The sequence below is a fragment of the Sorangium sp. So ce185 genome, assembly GCF_051526825.1.
Lineage (GTDB): Bacteria > Myxococcota_A > Polyangia > Polyangiales > Polyangiaceae > Sorangium > Sorangium cellulosum_D.
In genome coordinates this window covers 4,480,815-4,501,529 of the sequence record NZ_CP150316.1, presented here as the reverse complement: position 1 = coordinate 4,501,529, position 20,715 = coordinate 4,480,815, and the positions used below count along the sequence as shown (strand labels likewise).

Below are 20,715 nucleotides of genomic sequence, written 5' to 3'. Positions count from 1 at the left end.
GACAGGGCACGGACGGGCACCCGCGCGCTCGCCACGTCGACCCGGCCGTGCCGGGGTTACGGGGGAGACGAGGATGCCGAGCTCAGCGCAGCCGGATGAATGCCACGGACGGAGCATCTCACGCCGCGCCCTGCGCCGCAACAGCGTTCGCGGCGCTCGGCGCGACGCCGGCCCCGCGGCACGGCGGCGCCGCGAGCTCCCGGCTCGGCCTCCCTCCAGGCGGCGAGAGCCCCCTTCACCCGGCTACACCTTCGCCTCTCTCCCCGAGAGCTTCGCCTTCACCAGGAAGTGCGAGAACGCCCCGAGGAACTCGCTCACCGACACGCTGCCGTTCTTGTCGACGTCGCAGACCTGCAAGAACTCGTCGATATCGCCGTCTTGAAAGCCCTTCTCGCGGAACTTCGCCATGATCTCGGAGACGTCCAGGGTGCCGTCCCGATTCGTGTCGATCTCCTCGAAGACCTGGAGCATCGAGTCGCGCATCATCGCCTTGAAGATCGCGTCGCGGAGCTCGATCTCGAGCACGTCCAGGATGCTCCCGTCGGGAGACTCCAGGAGCCAGGGCGCCATCATCGTGGATCTCAGCACCGTCACCGTCGAGCCCGGCGACGCCGAGACCCCGAGGCGCCGCTTGTAGTCCTCGATGAAGACCTTGCCGTAATGCTCCTCGCTGAAGTCGGTCGTGCTCACGATCATCCGGTAATGATAGATGTCGTCCCCGGGGGCGATGCTCAGGAGATCATAGATCGCCTTGTTCAAGCGGTTCATCATGTCGAGGCTCGTGTTGATCGAGCCGTCGGGGTGCTTGAAGTTGACGGCGTAGGTGAGGATGTTCTGGTCGGGGCCGAGCTCCGGCAGCAGCGCCATCGCCTCGGGGTCGGCCAGGAGCTCCTCGAGGCTCGGCCGGTCGATCCGCTCGCGGATGAACTGCAGCTCGCTCTCCGCGTCGCCGCCCCCGATCTCCGCCGGGAGCCGCGGGACCGGGACGAGGGTGAACCGGTCGTCCGGGCGAGCCAGGCAGAGGAGCCGCGCGTAGAACCTCTTGCAGTTGAACAGGGCCTTCCGGTGGAGCTGCCCGTACCCGCTCCGGGTGGGTCGGATGACCTTGTGGCTCAGGTAGACCGCCGCCACCGCGGCGCCTGGCTTCGACCCTTCGAGCCCGTAGATGCCCACGGTCGGCTCCGCGTCCCCGTGGACGATGTACGGGGCCTTGAACGTCACCATGTCGCGCATCGCCGAGTTCCGGTAGCAGAGCGCCCCGGCCGGGTAAGGGACATAGCCCGACTTGTGCGGGTCCACCGTGATCGAATCCGCCCGGCCGAGCGCCGAGAGCTGCGCCGTCACGTACCTGCTCATCCCGATCTCGGCCGCGGGCCCCGAGGGCGCCTCCTTCGCGCGCGGCCCCTCGTCGGGGCGGAGGATCGAGGCGAAATAGCCGCCCCAAGCGGCGTCCGCGTGGACCGCGAACGAGAGCCCCTCCTTCTGGAATCGCTGGCGCAGCTCGAGGATCCCCTTCAGCGGATCGACCGCGCTCTCCTCCGTGCTCCCGACGACGCTCACCACGGTGTAGACCGGCCGCCGCTCGTCGAGGCAGCGCTTCAGCGTCGCCTCCAGCGCGGAGAGGCTCATCCGCGCGTCGCAGTCCACGGGGATGTCGAGCACGTTCGCCGAGCCGATGCCGAGCACCGCCGCGGCCTTGGGGAATGAGTAATGCTTCGTGGCGGGGACGAGGAACACGGGCGAGCACGGCAGGTCCGCCCCACATCGCCGGTAGAGCTCCTGGATGCCGAGGTGCTGGAGGGAGTGGCCCGCCATCGCGGCCGTGATCGTGTCGCTCGAGATGCCGTACTCCTGCGTGAGGCGGGCGGGCAGCGCGAGGATCTCGTCCACCTTGAGGTTCAGGAGCGACCAGGCGTCGAGCGCGCCGAGCAGCGCGCGCCTGCCGTCGCACGTGGTCACGACGAGCTCACGCGCCGCCGAGAGGCTCGGCTCGGACTTCAGCGCGTCCCGGAGCGACAGCGGGTAGAACTTCAAGTTCCTGGCGGACCAGATCGCCTCGATGTTCGCGACCGTGCCGCCGCAGGTGATGTGCCCCCACGGTCGAACGGCCTGCTCGCCGGCGCCGTCGTCCGGCAGCGCATAGCCGAGCATCCGGCAGAGATCGTCGCCCACGATCATCTCCAGGATCGTGGTCGCCGTGGACCCTTCGAACGCGACGTTGTTGGGGTTGTAGAGCATCGCGGCGAAGTAGCCGAGCACGCTGGGGATCGAGGTGTCCCAGTTCATGTGTCCCTGGTACCGATCGCTGAAGAAGGGCACCGATTTCTTGAGGAACGACATGAGCGACCGGAAGTTGTCCTTCAGCGAGTCCATCGCGTGGAGGTAGGCCGGGTGTCGCTTGGACTGCTCGGTGATGTGCGTGGGATCCTGAGGGTGGAAGTTCCGTCGCCAGAACGAGTGATCCCGGATGGCCTCGACGATGAGCCTCTCGAGCTCGTCGGCGTTCTCGGCCTTCGGGCCCAGAAACCACGCCTCCGGCGCCCTGGTCCCGGCCCCTTTGAGGAACGGGCCGTCGCCGAATTGGAACATTTGTTTCATCCTGGATTTGTCGTTCGACGCCCGCCCGCTCATGGTGCTTTCGCTCCTCTTTGCTCGCCCTCTCGAGGGAATCTCGCAACGAGGGTGGCCAGACGGTACAAGGTCGCCTTGACCACGGTCAAGCCGGCGCGATCCGCCCGGATCCGGCGCGCGCTTCTCGGCCAGCGCGCTTCGCTGCGATGCGTCACCGGCCACGGGCGCTCGGCGAGGCGGCGAGCGCGCGCGAACCTGTCTGCCATCGCCGACAGAGTGTCGTCGCTGGCCGTCACTCTTGTGTCGCGAGGCACAGACATCGCCTGTGTGGGTGGAGGTGCATCGAACGCTCGATGCACTCCAGAAGACGAGCGTCAAGCTCTCATGCGTCCTGGTACGCTTTATGTTCGTACGGCGGACGAATCAACGCAAGATCGAATACGCGTATGGTTGCGCGCGTAATTGAGCGCGCTATCACTCGCAAGCCCACCTCATCCATCGGTAAACGATCCCACCGTCACGGTGGAAATATACAGGTGGATATCCCAAGTGAATAGCGGTAGGGACACTGGCGGCTCGACGCGCCTGTTCAACCGAGGCTCATGCCTCCTCATCGCCGCGCGACGCGCGATCTTCCACAAGGTGTGTGCATGAAAGAACGTATCGCAGGTCCCCGTTCCTCCCGAGCCGAAGCCCTCGCCCGAACGAAGACCTCGTTCTACGCCGCTTCGGCCCTCCTCCTCTCTGCCGCCATGGTCGGCTGCATCGGCTCGCTCGATGAGGTGGACGTCGCCGGCGCGAGCCTGGAGGAAGGCCGGGCAGAGGGCGCGCTCGAGAGCCGCGATGGCTCAGGCGACGACGCCGCCCCCGGCGGCAGTACCTCCGCCCCCACGCTTGCGTGCGCGCCGCTGTGCAACGGGAGCTGCACCCCCATCGATCTCGCGACCGTCAACACCAACGGCGCACTTCAGCTCGCGCTGACGGACCAGTACGTGTACTACGGCGGCGGCTATGGCTCCGAGGTCGGCGACGACGAGGTCGGCAGGGTCCCCAAGGCCGGCGGCGCGAAGAGCATCCTCATCGATAGGCTCACGTACGTGACCGAGCTCGTGGGAAGCGGCCCCTACGCCTACTTCGCCGGCAGCGGTCCCGGCCTCGGGAGCAAATTGAACAGGGTGAACCCGGACGGCACCATCACCGCGCTGCCGATCGCCGGCGGCTACCCGTCGGGGGTGGCGGTGGACTCGACCCGTATCTACTGGATTGGCAACAATCGTTACGACATCTACGCCCGGCCGCTCTCGGGCGGAACCCCTTCCGTGGTTGTCCCTCGTGGGGGCGGGTTGCGGACGTCATTGTTCGAGGACGGCGATAGCCTGTACTATCGCGAGCTCGCCTCATCTGGCATCATGAAGGCGCCCAAGTCTGGCGCCGCAGCGCCGACCAGGTTCATACCTCGTCTGAGCTGGTATCTCGACTTCGACGAGGCCAACGTCTACTACGCCGCCAACGGGGTCTACAGAATGCCCAAGAGCGGCGGCACCCCCGTCCAGCTCGCCACCGGAGGGACGAGGGTCGTCGTCGATAACGAGAGGATCTACTGGCTCGATGGAACAGCCCTCCGGGCGATGTGCAAGGACGGCACCGGCACCCAGGTCCTGGCGTCCACCGGCGAGCTTTATGACCTCGCCGTGGACGGCACGGGCGTCTACTGGGCTGGCGAGGGCAAGATCCGGAAGATCGCAAAGTAGCCCGCCTGGGGCGCTGGGGGGCTGCGGTCTGGCGCCGTGCTCCCAGCGCGGTGGCGCGCTCGCGACGGACCCGCGCTCGACGGGCTACGGCGCCTGCGCGCCGTCCACCACGGCCGCGAATTCCGGATCGGTCAAGCTCTTCATGAAGGGGGCAACCCCAGGTTGAACCTGACACCGGCGTAATCGCCGGCCGGGGCGGTGCCCACGATCTCGGTCCTCGTCTCCGGGCTGCCTGTCTCACAGGTCCCCGTGCCGTCCTCGAAGTCGAGGAACGCGACCTTGTCGCGCTGCCGACTGCCGTCCTGCTCGAGCGAGAGCGGCTCCTCGGACCCGTCGTCGCGCACAAGCCGGACGTCATAGACGTACATACGAACATCGAGCGGCTTCACCGCCGATCGGGTCGTGCCGACTCCGTCGAACGTGGTCGTGCAGGAAAACGGCTCGTCGCCGACCTTGGCGGCGAAGCTCAGCGCGAACGTCTTGGAGGCGACGTCCTCGTCGCCCTCGCCGCACCCGCTCAGCGCCGCGAGACAGGCCACGCTCAGGAAGGTGACACGAGCCATCGAACCAACCATCGGGCAACCCTTCAAGCTACGAGGCGGCAGCGTCGTCACCACCGCGCCGGAACGGATAGCAGCCTACTCGAAAGTCGGCTCTCCTGGGGTGCATCGATTTGTCGCACCTCGCGGCCGTCCTCCGCGGGGAGCCGGCGGTATCCGTGCGAAACGTGCCCGAGAGCGCCTATCGAAAGCCAGCGTAGACGCACCTGAGGCAGCTCAGACGGAGGCTATCAGGGTTGCATTCACAGATCCGCGATGCGGCTTCCTCCAAGCGGCCCGGAGCCTCTCAAGCGCTCTGCGGCGTCGCTTCCTCGAGGTGTCTCTCGGTGGACAGGTCGCCTTGTCTCGTCGGCGGGGACCGCGGCGGGCGGACCATGCGCCGGGGCCACCGCCACGACGAATACGAGCCGCCGCTCCATACGTAGGGGAGCTCGGGGCTGTCACGTAGGGGAGCTCGGGGCTGTTCTCCGATGACCGGCGCTCGTCCAGACGTCTGGCCACCGATACCGTCAGTCGCCTCCCGCAGGGCGCTTCTGACTGCCTTTTGCCGTGTCCTCCCCCGCGAGCTCGAGCAGCCGCGCGAGCACGACCTCGAGCCACCCCACCGTGCGCCCGCACCGGCCGGCGCCCCGCGGCGCCGGCTCCCCGGCCTGGAGCGCCCGCGCCCCGTTCGCGATGCCGCCGGGGCGCCGCCGCAGGTGCCGCATGCAGAGGTCGCGCAGGTCGACGAAGGGCGCGCGCAGGAGGCCCTCCTGCGCGAGCAGGTCGACCGTGAAGACGCCCCACGTGCCCAGCACGCCGTCGCCGACGAAGGCGCGGAACCGGGCCAGGGCGGCGCCCGCGTCCTCGCCGTCGCGCAGGCGGGCCTCGGGCACCTCGAGCTGGTGCGCGACGCTCGGGCCCAGCGGGCGCCGCGGCCGGAGGAACGCCTCGAAGCGCTCGCCCGAGGCGCGGCAGGCCACGAGGTGCACGAGCTCGGACCTGGGCTCGACCGCGCCGTCGGCGGCCGGCCAACCGGCGTTGGCGCCGCCGTCGACGACCACCACCCTCGCCGGATCCGCGAGGTAGGGGCGCAGCGGCGCGAGCGGCGGGGGCGCCTCGGCGCGCCGCTTCCGCGGGGCCGTGCTCCGCGCCTGGTGCTCGATCTGCCGGTCGACCATGAACGCGAAGGCCCGCAGCATCGCGTCGAACCGCGCGGGCTCGCCCTCGAGGGCGCCGAGCGCGCTGGCCACCGCCTCGACCGTGGCGAGGCACTCGGGCCGCGGCTCCCTGCGGATGCGGTAGTTGCCCGGCGCCCGGGGCGTGACGCCGATGCGGCGCACCGCGGCCAGGCGGGGGTTCAGCGCGAGCATCTTCCTCGCCTGCCACCACGTGCCGTCGACGACGATGAGCGAGCGCACCGGCGCATCGTCCGCCGGGCGCGCGTCGCCCCCGGGATAGAGCACGGCCGTCGTCGGATCGGCGGCGAGGGCGGCGATCCTGGGGTCGTCCTCGAAGACGACGCCTTCGTGCAGCTCGGAGTTGGGCAGCGAGAGGTGGGTCATGCGCGCCGTGCCGATGCCCACGCGCCGCTCGCGCGGGTGCTGGAGGAGCACGACCCGGGTCCTCGTCGGCAAGGAGGGCAGGAGCGAGCAGTAGCAGACCGGACGGGGGCGCCGGCAGCGCCAGCAGACGTCGCGCATGGAGGCACCCTAGAACACCGGCCGGGTCGATCGACCGAGAAGTGAACCGCCAAGGGCGCCACGACGAGAACGAGATGTCGGCGTCTGCGCGCCTTGGCGAGGCCGAGCCCCCTCGAGGAGCCGGGCGTGAGCGGTCAGGAAGGTCTATCCCGGCAGGGCATCGGCTCGCGACCTGCGCCGCGCGGAGCGGCGCGGCGCGGTGACCGGGCTCAATCGACGGCGGGCGGCTGCGGCCCTGGGACGATGCCGGCGATATCCGGATCTTCACCCGGCGCCAGACCGCCGCTCGATCCCTTGTCATTGCGGCGCTCGAGGCGGTTCGCCGTCTTCTCGCGCTGCTTCTCGATACGGGCGCGCTCTTTCTGGCGCTTCAACGCGGTCTGTCGTTGCATGATGACTCCAGCCTCAGGACGCCTCATCGGGCGTCCCGAAATAGGCTTCTCGGTGAGATCTATCGGCGCACGCCCGGACACACCGACATGTGGTTGCGGTCGTGCCGGAGCGTGTGTCCACACGTTACACGAGCAGCCTGGTTCTCTGGCAAGTTCGACGAGACGAGCACGCGGAGAGGCCCTCTCCCGCGCGCTCGGTAGCCCGCTCGAGCTCGGCTGGCTCGTGCGCAGGCTCACGGGCGGCAAAAAAGGCGGCGGACCTTCGAGGGTCCGCCGCCCTGTTTCGACGGTACGAGCAGCGCGATCAGTAACGACCGCGCCCGCCGCCACCGCCGAAGCCGCCGCGCCCGCCGCCGCCGGCCGGGCGCTCCTGCGCCTCGTTGACCTTGAGCGCGCGCCCGTCGAGCATCAAGCCGTTGAGCTGCGAGATCGCGCTGTTCGCATCCTGGGCCGAGCCCATCGTGACGAACGCGAACCCGCGCAGCTGGCCGGTCTCGCGATCGGTCGGCATCGAGATCTCGCGGACCTCGCCGCTGCCGGAGAAGGCGCTCTCGAGGGACTCGCGCGTGGTGTTGTACGAGAGATTGCCGACGTAAAGACGATTACCCATGACACGTTGCTTTCACGGCCTGCAGCTGCGCTCGTGAGCGCTCATTCGCCTGCCATTCGATGAAGCCGTTGCGGATCGAACGGTGACGTGCCGCGCGGCGAATCCCGCGCAGGCACACGGTGCGTCGTCCAGTCATCCGCGCGAGCAACGCCTCCCTCGTGCAGAGGGAGAAAAAGCATCGTGTCGAGGGCCAGTGACGTCGTGAGGAAGGCAGGGTACTCCGGCACGGCGTGGTGCGCAAGGGGTACCGTGCAGGATTCTTCTGTGCGCGGCGCGTCCCGGATGATCTGCGAGAAATGAGGGCAAAGGCGCGGACGGCCCTCGCAGAAGGCGGCGCCGATCCGCCGGTGATGAGCCCGCCGCCGTGGCCGGGCTCCAGAAGTATTCCCTCGTACCCGACGTCACGGTGACGCCGCTGGCGAACGGGAGCAGCGGCGAGAGCGGTGGCCCATGCCGACCGCGCGGGCACGACCGCCCAGCTCCTCGGGCTCTCCGATGGAGAGGTGTCGTTGTTACAGTCGATGCCATTGGTCGCGGTCCGATAAAACCACTGATCGCCCGCGCCGTATGCCACGGTTGCGTCCCGACGAACTGGCATCGTTGACGCTCGTCCGCGCACTTCCTCCACGCCGCGAATACATAGGGCGTCAATTTCATGCTCTCGCTATGACGCTGAGCCCGTCTGCTCTGGCTGTCGGAGGTCGCCGCGGCCCGTGGCTCTCGTGGCCTGCGCCACGGCCGACTCAGAATTTGCCGCCCAGCGCGACGCGGACCGTCGCGAGCTTGCCTTGCTCCAGGCCGAACCCGAGCGGCTCGTCCAGCGCCACGAGCAGCCCGGCCCGGAAGTACAGGCCCGACGTGGGCGGCTCCACCCCGACGAAGGGCTCGGCCGCGAGCACCACCTTGTCGGTCCGCGTGAGCGGGAACGCGGCCTGGAGCCGCGCGCCGACCCCGAACCCGCCCACGCTGCGCAGCTCCGCCTCGGTGGCGTGCTCGATGAAGACCTCCGTCTCCCCGTCATCGGTGGGGATGGCGAACATCGCCACGAGATCGCTCCGCACGTAGAACGCCTCGATCGGGCGCAGCTCGACGCCGCCGCGGGCGCGCAGCGGGACGTGCTCCAGGAGCGTCCGCTGCGCGTCGAAGTACCCGCGCACGGCCAGCGCCGCCGCCGCGGCCGCCGCCGTGTCGTCGGACGGGTCCTGCGTGACCGGGATGGAGGCCGAGAGCCCGCCGATGACCATCAGCGTGGGGAAGACGCTCGCGACGTAGTGGAGCCCTATCGACGGGTTGCCGAAGAAGAACCCCTCGAGCTCCGGCGCGACGGTCGCCGCGTCGCCCACCGCCGCGTCGGGCGGCCTCGCCTGGCTGCTCCCGTACGCGAAGGGCAGCTCGGCGTCGAGGTGGAGCCCCGCGAAGAGCGGGATCTGGGCGACCGCCGCGAAGGACGCCGCGAAGGAGCTCGCCTCCCCGCCGGCGCTCGTCCCGCCGCCGCTCGCCGCTTCCCGGCGCGGGAGGTTCGCCTCGATGGTGCTGACGAGCACGTCCGCCTCCACGCCGAGGCGGAAGCCACGGGACTTCGCCCAATCCTCTTCCTTGACGGTCTCCTCGGCGAGCGCCGGCGCGGCGGCCGGGAGCAGGAGAGCGAGGGCGGCGAGGGACAAGACAAGCGGACGCATGCCGATATCTTAGCGAGTTCTCCGGCCCGGGGCCCTCCGCGGGACCATGGACCAGGAGGAGCGCCCGTCGTCCCGCGCTGGTCGAGGCCGGCCGGCGGAGGGGATTTTTCTCGCGGGAGCGCGCGCCTCCGGCCGCGGGGGCGTCCCCGCGAGGACCAGCGCGTCGAGCGGCTCCAGCCCCACCTGGAGGCCGAGGTGGGCGCCGCGTCGCGCCAGAGCGCGCGGTCGAAGCCGGGAGGTTCACGCCACAGCCTGCGGGGCTCGCAGGCATACTCCGCGACCTGGCGGACGCGCGGATCCACGGAGGCATCGTGAACGCTCGGGTCATCCGGATCAGGGCACTTGCTCCGCGCCCGGCCGAGGTATCCCCTCGACGCAGGTTCCACCTCGTTCGCCCGCAGGGGACGCCGCAAGAGGAGATCGACCATGTCACGTGCGCGAGCAGCCCTGGTCCGGCGAGCGACCGGGGGACGGGACTGTCGGCCACGTCCGCAATGACCACGCCCGCCCCCGGTACGAACATGCGGCCGCGCCGCGGCACCGCTCTCACCGCTCACCGGCGTCGCTTCCCAACCGCGAAAGCGCCCCCGAGGAGACCAGAACGGCCAGACCGCGCGCAACCGCATGATATCGCTCATGTTGTGGCACTCGCTTCTCCGGAGGATCAGCGCCCGACGCAGTGGGATAGGAACCGTGTAATTCCGAATACTTGCGCGCTGTCTGGCTGGTTTGCACGCCTTCGCGGTCGCTGGGCCAAGTCGTCGCGGCGCTGCTGTCAACACATCGATCTCGAAGGGCATATCGTGCGCGGCGCGTGAACGTGATAGCGTCCGCGCCCGATGAGCACCAACCAGAAAACGCTTGAAAACAAGGTCGCAATCGTCACCGGAGGCGCCTCCGGCATCGGCCGCGCGCTCGGTGAAGAGCTCGCCCATCGAGGGTGCGAGGTCGTGCTGGCGGATCGCCAGCACAGCGTCGCCGCGGAGGTCGCCAAAGGCATCACCGACCGCGGAGGTCGCGCGACCGCCGCCGAGCTCGACGTGCGCAGCCTGCCGGCCTTCAAGGCCATCGCAAAAGAAACGCTGCAGCGCTCAGGCCGCATCGACTACCTGTTCAACAACGCCGGCATCGTCGTCGGGGGCGAGATGGCCAGTCACGTGCAAGAGGACTGGGACGACGTCATCGACGTCAACCTGCGCGGCGTCGTTTACGGCATCCAGGCAGTCTACCCGATCATGGTGAAGCAGGGTTCAGGACACATTCTGAATACAGCCTCCGTCGCAGGCCTCGTCGCGGGCTTCAACGAGGGCGCCTACACCGCCACCAAGCACGCCGTCGTCGCCGTCACCAAGGCCCTCCGCGTGGAGGCAGAGCGCTACGGCGTCCGCGCCTCCGTCCTGTGCCCCGGCACCATCCGCACACCCATCCTCACCGGCGGTGTGTACGGCCGTATCAACGTGGAGAACGTCTCCAAGGAGGCCATCATGCGCATGTCGGAGCGCCTGCGCCCAATCTCCCCCGAAGAGCTCGCGCGCCGCACGCTCGACGCCGTCGCCCGCAACGAGGCGATCATCGTCCTGCCCAAATGGTGGAAGGCGTTCTGGTACCTCGATCGCCTGTCTCCGGCGCTCAGCCTCAAGCTAGCCAGCTACAGGCACAAGCGCATGCGCGAGGAGATGCTGGCCGCCGGCGCCAAGCCCAAGAGCATTGACGCCGACGCGTGAGCGGGATCCGTGAGCACATTGAATAGACTCCGGCCGGGCCCCAGGCGGCAGCCTCCCGAGCCGGGCCTGCACCATCGCCAGCACCTCGTGCGCCTGCGGGCGACCTTCACGCGGGCGGCGACGTCGGCGTCGACCGCGCCCTTCTCCCGGCTGCTGTTGCGCCCAGCCACCCGTCGTCGCAGGCCGCTCTTGCTCTTGCATCGTGTCGCGAATCTACGGCGACGGCGCGCACCTCGCGAGGATCCGGTCTACAGAACGGATATCGGTGTTCGCGCCGTACACCTACGAAACGCTCAGGAGCGCCACATTTCTTTCGATTAGGGCGTCTCGTCCCAAACGCGACCAGATGCAGTTCCATTGCTGCCGGGGTTGAACACCTCGACGGCGATGACCTGATAGGTGGGATCGTCGCTCGCATCCAGATTGTTCATGTTCGGAACAATCCAGCCGGTGTCGGCCCATGCCTTCAAGTGATCGGCGAATATGATTTTGTGGTCCTGTCCGAGGGCCTGCGGCCGAGCAGGCTTACTCCAGTATTGGTAGAAAGTGGAGCGACCATTGATAGAGGGCTGCTGCTGCCGCGTTGAGCGGTACGTGGAATACTCAACCCCATCGCTCACGAAGGTCTTGCCAGCGGTAGCACCTTGGCTGGGGTCATAACTCCATCGTTGCAGAATGTAATACTCCACCAGGTGTGCCGGGTTCGAAGTAGGCATGGTCTTGTCGTACCCCCAGCCGTACAAAGCGATATAGCTCGCGCCGCTGTCGTTATTCAAGCGGTAGCCGATCACCCTGTTCTCATCTCCGTAATGCCATCCCGGACCACCGACATAGTTATAGCCGCCGCCCTGCCAGGTCACGCTGAATTCGCCATTCGGGTCCACAGTCAAAGATGTCGAGCCGCCATCTTTCCAGTGGGTGAAGAAGAAATCACCCACATGGCCCGTTGCGTGATTTGACGTGATCACAGTTTTTTCAGTGTATTGCTCAGTGTAGGCTGAATACTTGGAGAAATCAGGGAGAGGCGTACCCGTTGGATCCCCGCCTCCAGCAGAACCAGAAGAACTAGAGCTGCTCGAAGACGAGCTAGAGCTGCTCGCAGACGAGCTGGAGCTGCTCGCAGACGAGCTAGAGCTGCTCGAAGATGAGCTAGAGCTGCTCGAAGATGAGCTAGAGCTGGAGCTGGAGCTGGAGCTGGAGGATGAAGAGCTGCTAGAAGACGATGAGCCGCCCGAGGGCTCCATGGTATCGGCACCACCGTCACAGCCTGCTAGCGCGACTGACGCGAACGCCAGTATGAACCAACGAGAGGACCGATTCTGCTGCAAATTTTTCATGGACGCTTTCCAGAATTGCTTGCTGACGATTGTTGTCATGTGATGTTTCACGGCTTATATCTTCGCCCATTCTCGGGCAATTGTGCCCTGGGCCACGCTCTCTCTGGAAGATTGATCGGCCCACGCTGCGCGCGCCGCTCCCCGCTCTCGCCGGAGGCGGCGAGCAGCCGGTACATCGTGCGGATTGTGGCCGAGCTTACGCTCCGCGAGAGCCTCGCTGCCGTGGAGGGCGAGCAGCTTGCGCCACGCCGCCAGGAGGGGGCTGTCGATGCCCTCGCGGCGCAGCAACGCGTCGATCTCCCCCTCCCCGCGCTGGGTGCACGCAGCCGCCTCGCGAACGATGCGCAGCTTCTCCGCCGCCGAGAACTTCCGCCTCTGGCCCGGCTTCGCCACGCTCTCGACGGCGGCGCCACTCGGGCGGGGCGCAGCGCCCTGCGCCGCTGGGGCGGGGGTAGGATCGACGGATCGGAGATGGGAAAGCTTCGGCACGGGTCAGGTCCATTCTCCGCCCTTTCACCACAGATTTCCAGAGGCAGTTTGTCTCACCCGACGTTGGCACAGAGGGGAGCGCACTGGAACGTCGGTGGGCTCGCCAAGCGCGGTGAGGAAGCGGGCGATGCTCCTTGGCTCGGTGAGCATGGCGACGAGCTTCATCCTGCCTTTGCAAGCTGGACACGCGAGGACATCGATCGCAAGCGTGCGGCGCAGAAGCTCGGCCCACGGCCGGTAGGCGCCCCGCTTGCGTTTGGGAGCGGGCTCGTCGTCCGCCCTCCGGGTTGAATTTCAATTCTACCGGGAGGCTCTCGGCAGCCTTTGCGTTGAATTTCAATTCTACCGGGAGCCTCTCGACACCCTCCGGGCGGCGCGCGCCTCCTCTGGCCACGACGCGCGCCGACCTCCCCCTCCCGGCGCCCGGCCCGGTGGCCCCGCCGTCACCCCTTCCCCGCCGCCTCCCAGGCCTCCAGCAGCTGCCGCGCGGCCCGCAGCGGGCTCAGCGCCCCGGCCTCCACCAGCCCCTCCAGGCCCGGCATCCGCTCGCGCACGGCGTCGCTCCGCAGGAACGCCTCCCGCAGGTGCCCCTCGATCAGCTCGACGAGCCACCGGCGCGCCTGCGCGGCCCGGCGGCGCTGCAGCCACCCGCTCTCCTGCATGTGCGCGCGGTGGCGCAGCACCAGCCCCCACGCCTCGCGGACGCCGCGGTTCTCCTGGGCCGAGCAGACGCCCACCACGGGCGCCCAGCCGTGGGGCGGCGGCGGGAACAGGTGCAGCGCGGCCTCGTACTCGCTCCGAGCGCGCGCGGCCCGGCCCTCGCTCCCGCCGTCGGCCTTGTTGATGATCACGAGGTCGACGAGCTCCATGATCCCCCGCTTCATCCCCTGAAGCTCGTCCCCGGCCCCGGGCAGCATGAGCAGCAGAAAGCAATCCGTCATGTCGGCGACCGCGACCTCGGACTGCCCGACACCGACGGTCTCCACCAGGATGTTGCGGTATCCGGCCGCCTCGCAGAGCACGATCGCCTGGCGCGTCGCCCGCGTCACGCCGCCGAGCGAGCCGCCCGACGGCGACGGGCGGATGAACGCCCGCGGATCGCTCGCCAGCCGCGGCATCCGGGTCTTGTCGCCGAGGATGCTCCCGCCGTGAACGGGGCTCGTCGGGTCGACCGCGAGCACGGCGACCGTCTCCTCCCGCTCGCGCACGAGGTGCACGCCGAGCGCGTCGACGAACGTGCTCTTGCCGACGCCCGGCACACCGCTGACGCCGAGGCGCACGGCGCCGCCCGCGCGCGGCGGCGCGTGCGACAGACACAGCTCCAGGACCTCCTCGGCGAGCTCCTGATGGCGGGGGAGCGCGCTCTCGGCCAGCGTGATGGCGCGCGCGAGCGCCGCGCGGTCGCCCGCCACGAGGCCGTCGACGAGCTGCCTCGGATCCGGCTTCAACCTAGCGAGCCTCCTGCGCCGAGAGCCTGTCGATCAGCGTGCGCACGATCCGCGCCGCGGCGTCGGGGATCACCGTCCCCGGCCCGAAGACGCCCGCCACGCCGCGCTCCTCGAGATAGCGGTAGTCCTGCGGCGGGATCACCCCGCCGGCCACGACGAGGATGTCCCCGCGGCCCGCCGCCCCGAGCGCGTCCATCAGCTGGGGCACCAGCGTCTTGTGGCCCCCCGCGAGCGACGAGACGCCGACCACGTGGACGTCGTTCTCGACGGCGTGCCGGGCCACCTCGTCCGGGGTCTGGAAGAGCGGGCCGATGTCGACGTCGAACCCGAGATCCGCGAAGGCGGTCGCGATCACCTTCATGCCCCGGTCGTGCCCGTCCTGCCCCATCTTGGCGACCAGGATGCGCGGGCGGCGCCCCTCGAGGGCGGCGAACTCGCGCACGAGCGCCTCCACCTCGCGGCCCGCGCCCGCGTCGCGGATCTCCGCGCCGTACACGCCGCTGACCGCGCGCACCGGGGCCTCGTAGCGGCCGAAGACGCGCTCCAGCGCCTCGGAGATCTCGCCGAGCGTCGCGCGGCGGCGCGCGGCGTCCACGGCCAGCGCGAGCAGGTTCCCCTCGCCCGTCGCGGCGGCGCGCGTGAGCGCGGCGAGCGCCTCGCCCACCGCGGCCTCCGCGCGGGCCGCCTTCACGGCGCCGAGCCGCGCGACCTGGCGCTCGCGCACCGCCGTGTTGTCGACCTCGCGCAGCTCCAGCGGCGCCTCCCGCTCCAGCCGGTACGCGTTGACGCCGACGATGATGTCGCGCCCCGCGTCGATGCGCGCCTGCTTGCGGGCCGCCGCCTCCTCGATGCGCATCTTGGGCAGGCCGTTCTCGATCGCCTTGACCATGCCGCCCAGCGACTCCACCTCCTGGATGAACTGCCACGCGCGCCGCGCCAGCCGGTCCGTGAGGCGCTCGACGTGGTGGGAGCCGCCCCACGGGTCGATGACGCGGCAGACGTCGGTCTCCTTCTGCAAGAAGAGCTGGGTGTCGCGCGCCACCTTGGCCGAGAAGTCCGAGGGGAGCGCCAGCGCCTCGTCCAGCGCGTTCGTGTGCAGCGACTGGGTGCCGCCGAGCACGGCCGCGAGCGCCTCGATGGCCGTGCGGGTGATGTTGTTGAACGGGTCCTGCTCGGTCAGGCTCCATCCCGACGTCTGGCAGTGCGTCCTGAGCGCCATCGACTTCGGGCTCTTCGGCTGGAAGCCCTTCACGATCTTCGCCCAGAGCAGCCGCGCCGCGCGCAGCTTGGCGATCTCGGTGAAATGGTCCATGCCGATCCCGAAGAAGAAGGAGAATCGACCGGCGAAATCGTCGATATCCATGCCCGACGCGATGCCGGTGCGCAGGTACTCGAGGCCGTCCGCGAGCGTGTACGCGAGCTCCAGCTCCGCGGTCGCCCCCGCCTCCTGCATGTGATAGCCGCTGATGCTGATCGAGTTGAACTTCGGCATCTTCTCGGCGGCGAACCGGAAGATGTCGGCGACGATCCGCATCGACGGCGCCGGCGGGTAGATATACGTGTTCCGGACCATGAACTCCTTGAGGATGTCGTTCTGGATGGTCCCGGAGAGGAGCTCTGCCCGCACGCCCTGCTCCTCGGCGGCGACGATGTAAAACGCCATGACGGGGAGCACGGCGCCGTTCATGGTCATCGACACGCTCATCTTGTCGAGCGGTATCTGGTCGAAGAGGACCTTCATGTCCTCCACGGTGTCGATGGCCACGCCGGCCTTGCCCACGTCGCCGACCACGCGCGGGTGGTCCGAGTCGTAGCCGCGGTGGGTCGCGAGGTCGAAGGCGACCGAGAGCCCGGTCTGCCCGCCGGCCAGGTTGCGCCGGTAAAACGCGTTCGACTCCTCGGCCGTCGAATACCCGGCGTACTGGCGGATGGTCCACGGGCGGACCACGTACATGCTCGTATACGGCCCGCGCAGGAACGGCGGAATCCCGGCGGTGAAGCCGAGGTGCTCGAGCGGCGCGCCGCCCTCCGGGGCCGCGGCCGGCGCGGGGAGCTCCGCGGCGCCGTCGATCTGCCGCAGCGCCGCCCGGGCGAGGCTCCGGGTGAGCTGCTCGACGTACCAGCAGCCCGCGGCCGGGCTCCCCCCGGCCTCGAAGCGGGCCTCCTCGCGGAGGATGACCCGGGCGTTGCCGAGCAGGCGCTCGGGCGGCGTGATCACCACGTCGTCCGCGCCGCCGGCCACGGCCGCCATCATCGCCACGATGCCGCGGAGGAGGTTCTTGTGCGGCTCGTCGCCGGGCACGGCGGCCGACGGGATCACGGCGGTGACGGTGGCGCCCGGCCGCAGGCGCTCGGCGAGGAGGCGCGCGGCGCGGAGGCGGGCGATCTCGAGGAAATAGCTGCTGCCGAGCGTGAAGCGCAGCTCCGACGCGCCGCCCCGGAGCTCGGCGACGAGCGACTCGACGAGCGGCCCGCCCTCCGCCGCGGGGAGCGGGGGGCTGTCCGGCGCGAAGATCGGCGGCACGAGCAGCCCCTCGGCGCTCGCCCAGGAGAGATCGTCCGCGGTCTTGCCCTTGAGGTCCCGCGCGAGCGCCTGTCGCCACGTCTCCAGCGCGGCCGGCGCGAACTCGGAGAAGAGCCTGTCATCCATGGGACTCCACGACCTCGATGAGGTGGCCGAACGGCGCGTCGTCGCGCGACTTCGGGTGCATGAAGAAGATCGTGGTGCCCCGGGAGCCGGGCCGGGGCGCCGCGTCGATGATGCGGAAGCCCCGCGCCTTGAGCGCGTCGAAGGCCGCCTGGACGTCGCTGACGCGGTAGGCGACGTGCGCGAAGCCGCCGCGGCCGCCGTTCTTGTCGATGAGCTTCTGGACGGGCGACTCGGCGGAGAGCGGCTCGAGGAGCTGGATGTGATTGTCGCTGTCGCCGACGCGGAGCATCACCTCGCGGACCTGATCCGTGCCCCGCACCTCCTCCCGGTGCACCTCGCGGAAGCCGAGCAGCTCGTAGGCCGCCACCTGCGCGTCGAGCTGCCCGGCGGGCACCGCCATGGCGACGTGGTCGATGAACAGAAAGCCGGGAATCTGGTCCTTCATGCGCCCTCCTCCAGGTCAGCGAGCGGCATCGAGCGGCGAGGATGTGGAGCGATCGCCCCCCGTGAAAAGCAGAACGCGGGAGAAATGTGAAGCCTCCGGGCTCACCGGACCCGCCACGCCGGGTGCTCGTCCCCGACGGCGGGCGCCGCGATCAGGCCGTTCTCGGCCGCCCCGTCGTCGCTCTCGGGCTCGCACAGGTACACGGCGATCGCGCCGAGCGGCTGCTCGGTGTCGACCCGGGACCACCCCTCCGGGGCGCGCCGCGCCTCCGCGCGCCACTCGACGGCCGCCTCGCCGACCTGGGCCGCCTCGAGGATCGCGCGGCCGTGCTCGGCGCCGAGCGACGCCACCCGGGCGACCTCGACGTCGTGCCCCCCCTCGGCCGGCGCGACGCGGAGCCCGTGCCGCCGCAGCGCCTCGGCGATCGCCGGCGGCACCAGGTAGGCCCGCGGCCGATCCACCACGGTCGTCCCGACGAACCGCGCGAGGTGCGGGATCCGCACGGTGACCGGCTCGCCGTCGAACGCCCGCGGGCTGCGCGTGAGGACGTCGATCGGGGTCGCGGTCGGCTCGAGGCGGTAGCGGACCGCGACGCGATCCGGCGGCCGGGCGCTCGAGGCCACGACCTCGCGGATGGCGTCGGCGTGGGCGGCGGCCCAGGAGAGGGTCTCGATCTGCCACGCCGACGCGGTCTGGACCCGCTCCTCGAACGAGAGGTAGCTGTAGCACTCGAGCAGCAGGTCGAGCCGGCCCGTGAGCCCGCGGTAGTTCGAGCCGAACCGCGGGTGGTGCGGGTACGTCATCCAGCCGAGCCCGACGGTCGCCGTCGGATCCGCGTCGCCGCCCGCGTCGAGCGCGCGCTCGTCCTCGACGAAGTTGCCGTACCAGCCGCTCTCGAAGCCGCGCTTGCGCACCGCGGCCATCACCTCGGGGACCAGGCGGTCGCGCACCATCGCGATCGGCTCGGCGCGCCCCGACTCGGCGGTGTGCGGCACGTCGACCGTCATGTGGAACCGGTGCACCGAGCCGTTGGTCGCGTGGTTGTCGATGGTGAGATCGGGCGCCCACGGGATGCACACGCGCTCCTGGAGCAGGCGCATCTCGGGCGCGGCCTGGCGGAGGTAGTCGCGGTTCAGGTTGATGCCCTGGCTCTGCGTCCGGGTACCGACGACGGGGCCTGGCTGGCCGGTGAGCTTCTTCAGGTCGAGGCGGCGGTTCTGCGGGTCGAGCGCGTCGTTGCCGTCGGGGTTGAACAGCGGCACGACGAGGAGCACGAGCGTGTCGAGCCAGTCGGGGTGCCGGCCGTCGAGCAGGTCGCGGACGAGCGCGAGGCTGGCCTCCTTGCCCTCCACCTCGCCCGGATGGATCCCGTCGAGCATCAGCACCACCGGGCGCCCGGCGCGGCGCGCCTCGGCCGGGGAGCGCACGCCGTCCTTCGACAGCACGAGCAGCGGCAGCGCCCGTCCGCCCGGGCTGGTCCCGAAGGTCGTCACGGCGAGGCGCGGGTCGTCGCGGGCGTCCAGCGCGCGGACGAACCGCATTACGTCGGCGTGGAGGGATGTCTCGCGAAATCCGGTGGCTTCAGCGCGGGTGAGGAGCATGAGCCCGATCTCTACCGCGCCGCGCGCCGGACGGGACAGCTATCGGCACCGGGGGCGCCTTGTGGGAAGCCTCGCGGAAAGAGACGCGAGGAGCCGGGAAGAGCGCGCGCGCGTGGCTGTTGCACGCGCTAGGCTCGAAGCGTGGGTCCCCTCTCGGCGGGCCGGCGAGGACAGCGCGAGGACAGGATGAGCACCAGCGAAACCAGGGCGATCACCCGTGAGCTCAAGCTGCATGCGGCGCTGCTCGGAGGCGTCGTCGCGCTCCTCTGGGCGATCGAGATCCTCGACATGGCGGTGTTCCACGGATCGCTCGATGCCCTGGGAATCCGTCCTCGGACGATCCCGGGCCTCGTCGGGATCGCGCTCGCGCCGTGGCTGCACGGCGGGTTCGCGCACCTCATCGCGAACACGGTGCCGTTCGTCGCGCTCGGCTGGCTGATCCTGCTCCGCAAGAAGAGCGACCTCGCCCTCGTGACGCTCCTCTCGGCGCTCGTGGGCGGCCTCGGGGTCTGGCTCATCGGGTCGAGCAGCTCGGTGCACATCGGCGCGAGCGGCGTCATCTTCGGGTATTTCGGCTTCTTGCTGCTCCGCGGCTGGTTCGAGCGGAGCCTCCTCTCGATCGCGCTCTCGCTGGTGGTCGGCTTCGTCTACGGCGGGATGATCTGGGGCGTGCTCCCGACGCGGGTGGGCATCTCCTGGGAGGGCCATCTCTTCGGCTTCCTCGGCGGCGTCCTCGCCGCGCGCCTCCTCGGCGGCCGCCTGCGCGCGCAGGCCGCCGGCGCCGCGAGGCGCCCGATGTCGACGCGATGAGGCGCCCCGCGCTCCGTCTTCCCGTCCTGAGCGCGGAGGAGCGGCTCGCCGCGCTGCACCGCGAGCTCGAGGCGTGCCGCGCCTGCCCGAAGATGATCGGCCCGGTGGTCCACGGTCCGCCCGTCCCGAGCCGGATCCTGCTCATCGGCCAGGCGCCCGGCCCGCGCGAGGGCAGCCTGGGGCGCCCGTTCGCGTGGACCGCGGGTCGCACCCTGTTCCGCTGGTTCGAGGCGGCGCTCGGCGTGCGCGAGGACGAGCTCCGGCGGCGCGTCTACATGTCGGCCGTCGCGCGCTGCTTCCCCGGCAAGGCGAAGGGCGGCGGCGACCGGAAGCCCGATCCCGAGGAGATCCTGCGCTGCCGGACGCACCTCGCGCGCGAGGTGGGGATCCTGGAGCCGAGGCTGATCCTGCCGGTGGGCAGCCTCGCGGTGGAGCAGGTGCTCGGCCACCGAGGGCCGCTCGCGGGCGTGATCGGCGAGGCGCGCCGGGCGCGCTTCCACGGCGTCGAGGCCGACGTCATCTGCCTGCCGCACCCGAGCGGCGCGTCGACCTGGCACAGGACCGAGCCGGGGATCTCGCTCCTCGGCCGCGCGCTCCGCCTCATCGCGGAGCACCCCGAGGCCGCGCGCGCGTTCGCGGGCGCCGCGCCCGCTGCCGCGGCGGCGTCCGACGAGCCGCGGTAGGCGCGCGGAGACGCGCGGAAGACGCGCGGACCCCCCGCCGAACATGCGCGGAAACCGCGCGGAGAGGCCTCTCCCGACGAAGCGCGGACATCCTGTCGAGGACGGCCAGGCCGACAGCTCAGGAGACGCGTCGACAGCACGAAACGCGCGACAACTCCGTCGGGCGTGCGCCGTATTTCGTACGTGACGACGCGCAACGACGCGCAACGACGACCGCGCACACCGCGGTCGCGGCGTCTCCGCAAAACGGATTGTCATTTTGGCAGGATGCGCCAATGTACAG

Annotated in this window: 16 protein-coding genes; 5 read left to right on the top strand and 11 right to left on the bottom strand. The window is 69.9% G+C overall.

Features of this window, described 5'->3' with window-relative positions:
* Positions 1-243: 243 nt before the first annotated feature.
* Positions 244-2,598 (bottom strand): pyridoxal-dependent decarboxylase, encoded by a 2,355-nt coding sequence (locus tag WMF26_RS16660; protein WP_438001134.1) that lies wholly within the window; start codon positions 2,596-2,598, stop codon positions 244-246.
* A 623-nt stretch (positions 2,599-3,221) separates the two neighbouring features.
* Between WMF26_RS16660 and WMF26_RS16655 the strand changes: the two genes are divergently transcribed.
* Positions 3,222-4,322 carry a hypothetical protein gene (locus tag WMF26_RS16655; RefSeq protein WP_438001133.1) on the top strand — a complete coding sequence of 367 codons (1,101 nt, stop codon included), beginning with the start codon at positions 3,222-3,224 and terminating at the stop codon, positions 4,320-4,322.
* 140 nt (positions 4,323-4,462) lie between these two features.
* Here the strand turns inward: WMF26_RS16655 and WMF26_RS16650 are convergent, their stop codons facing one another.
* From WMF26_RS16650 to WMF26_RS16630, 5 genes are all read right to left on the bottom strand, one after another.
* Positions 4,463-4,885, bottom strand: a complete 423-nt coding sequence (locus WMF26_RS16650; protein WP_438001132.1) for an MbnP family protein — start codon at positions 4,883-4,885, stop codon at positions 4,463-4,465.
* A gap of 506 nt (positions 4,886-5,391) precedes the next feature.
* Positions 5,392-6,564 carry a DTW domain-containing protein gene (locus tag WMF26_RS16645; RefSeq protein WP_438001131.1) on the bottom strand — a complete coding sequence of 391 codons (1,173 nt, stop codon included), beginning with the start codon at positions 6,562-6,564 and terminating at the stop codon, positions 5,392-5,394.
* A 209-nt stretch (positions 6,565-6,773) separates the two neighbouring features.
* Positions 6,774-6,956 carry a hypothetical protein gene (locus WMF26_RS16640; protein ID WP_061628774.1) on the bottom strand — a complete coding sequence of 61 codons (183 nt, stop codon included), beginning with the start codon at positions 6,954-6,956 and terminating at the stop codon, positions 6,774-6,776.
* Between the two features lie 304 nt (positions 6,957-7,260).
* Entirely contained in the window at positions 7,261-7,566 is a 306-nt protein-coding gene (locus WMF26_RS16635; RefSeq protein ID WP_438001130.1) for an RNA recognition motif domain-containing protein, read from the bottom strand.
* Positions 7,567-8,309: 743 nt separating this feature from the next.
* Positions 8,310-9,245, bottom strand: coding sequence for a hypothetical protein (locus WMF26_RS16630; RefSeq protein ID WP_438001129.1), 936 nt, complete (start codon positions 9,243-9,245; stop codon positions 8,310-8,312).
* Between the two features lie 839 nt (positions 9,246-10,084).
* Between WMF26_RS16630 and WMF26_RS16625 the strand changes: the two genes are divergently transcribed.
* Entirely contained in the window at positions 10,085-10,969 is an 885-nt protein-coding gene (locus WMF26_RS16625; protein ID WP_438001128.1) for an SDR family NAD(P)-dependent oxidoreductase, read from the top strand.
* Positions 10,970-11,286: 317 nt separating this feature from the next.
* Here the strand turns inward: WMF26_RS16625 and WMF26_RS16620 are convergent, their stop codons facing one another.
* Positions 11,287-11,907: a glycoside hydrolase family 11 protein gene (locus WMF26_RS16620; RefSeq protein ID WP_438001127.1), complete on the bottom strand. Its 621-nt coding sequence runs from the start codon at positions 11,905-11,907 to the stop codon at positions 11,287-11,289.
* A 67-nt stretch (positions 11,908-11,974) separates the two neighbouring features.
* Here WMF26_RS16620 and WMF26_RS16615 point away from each other — a divergent pair, with 67 nt between their 5' ends.
* Positions 11,975-12,349 (top strand): hypothetical protein, encoded by a 375-nt coding sequence (locus WMF26_RS16615; protein ID WP_438001126.1) that lies wholly within the window; start codon positions 11,975-11,977, stop codon positions 12,347-12,349.
* 889 nt (positions 12,350-13,238) lie between these two features.
* Here WMF26_RS16615 and meaB read toward each other — a convergent pair.
* The 4 genes from meaB to WMF26_RS16595 all read right to left on the bottom strand — a co-directional run bounded on the left by meaB (position 13,239) and on the right by WMF26_RS16595 (position 18,879).
* Entirely contained in the window at positions 13,239-14,243 is a 1,005-nt protein-coding gene (meaB, locus tag WMF26_RS16610; protein ID WP_438001125.1) for a methylmalonyl Co-A mutase-associated GTPase MeaB, read from the bottom strand.
* Between the two features lies 1 nt (position 14,244).
* Entirely contained in the window at positions 14,245-16,893 is a 2,649-nt protein-coding gene (gene scpA, locus WMF26_RS16605; protein ID WP_438001124.1) for a methylmalonyl-CoA mutase, read from the bottom strand.
* Positions 16,886-17,338, bottom strand: a complete 453-nt coding sequence (locus tag WMF26_RS16600) for a VOC family protein (RefSeq protein ID WP_438001123.1) — start codon at positions 17,336-17,338, stop codon at positions 16,886-16,888. The genes scpA and WMF26_RS16600 overlap by 8 nt, the downstream gene beginning before the upstream one ends.
* A gap of 101 nt (positions 17,339-17,439) precedes the next feature.
* Positions 17,440-18,879: a M14 family metallopeptidase gene (locus WMF26_RS16595; RefSeq protein WP_438001122.1), complete on the bottom strand. Its 1,440-nt coding sequence runs from the start codon at positions 18,877-18,879 to the stop codon at positions 17,440-17,442.
* Between the two features lie 246 nt (positions 18,880-19,125).
* Here WMF26_RS16595 and WMF26_RS16590 point away from each other — a divergent pair, with 246 nt between their 5' ends.
* Together WMF26_RS16590 and WMF26_RS16585 are read left to right on the top strand one after the other, a co-directional pair.
* A complete protein-coding gene (locus tag WMF26_RS16590) occupies positions 19,126-19,749 on the top strand; it encodes a rhomboid family intramembrane serine protease (protein ID WP_437337990.1) in 624 nt (207 codons plus the stop codon).
* Positions 19,746-20,432 carry a uracil-DNA glycosylase family protein gene (locus WMF26_RS16585; protein WP_437947112.1) on the top strand — a complete coding sequence of 229 codons (687 nt, stop codon included), beginning with the start codon at positions 19,746-19,748 and terminating at the stop codon, positions 20,430-20,432. The genes WMF26_RS16590 and WMF26_RS16585 overlap by 4 nt, the downstream gene beginning before the upstream one ends.
* Positions 20,433-20,715: the final 283 nt, after the last annotated feature.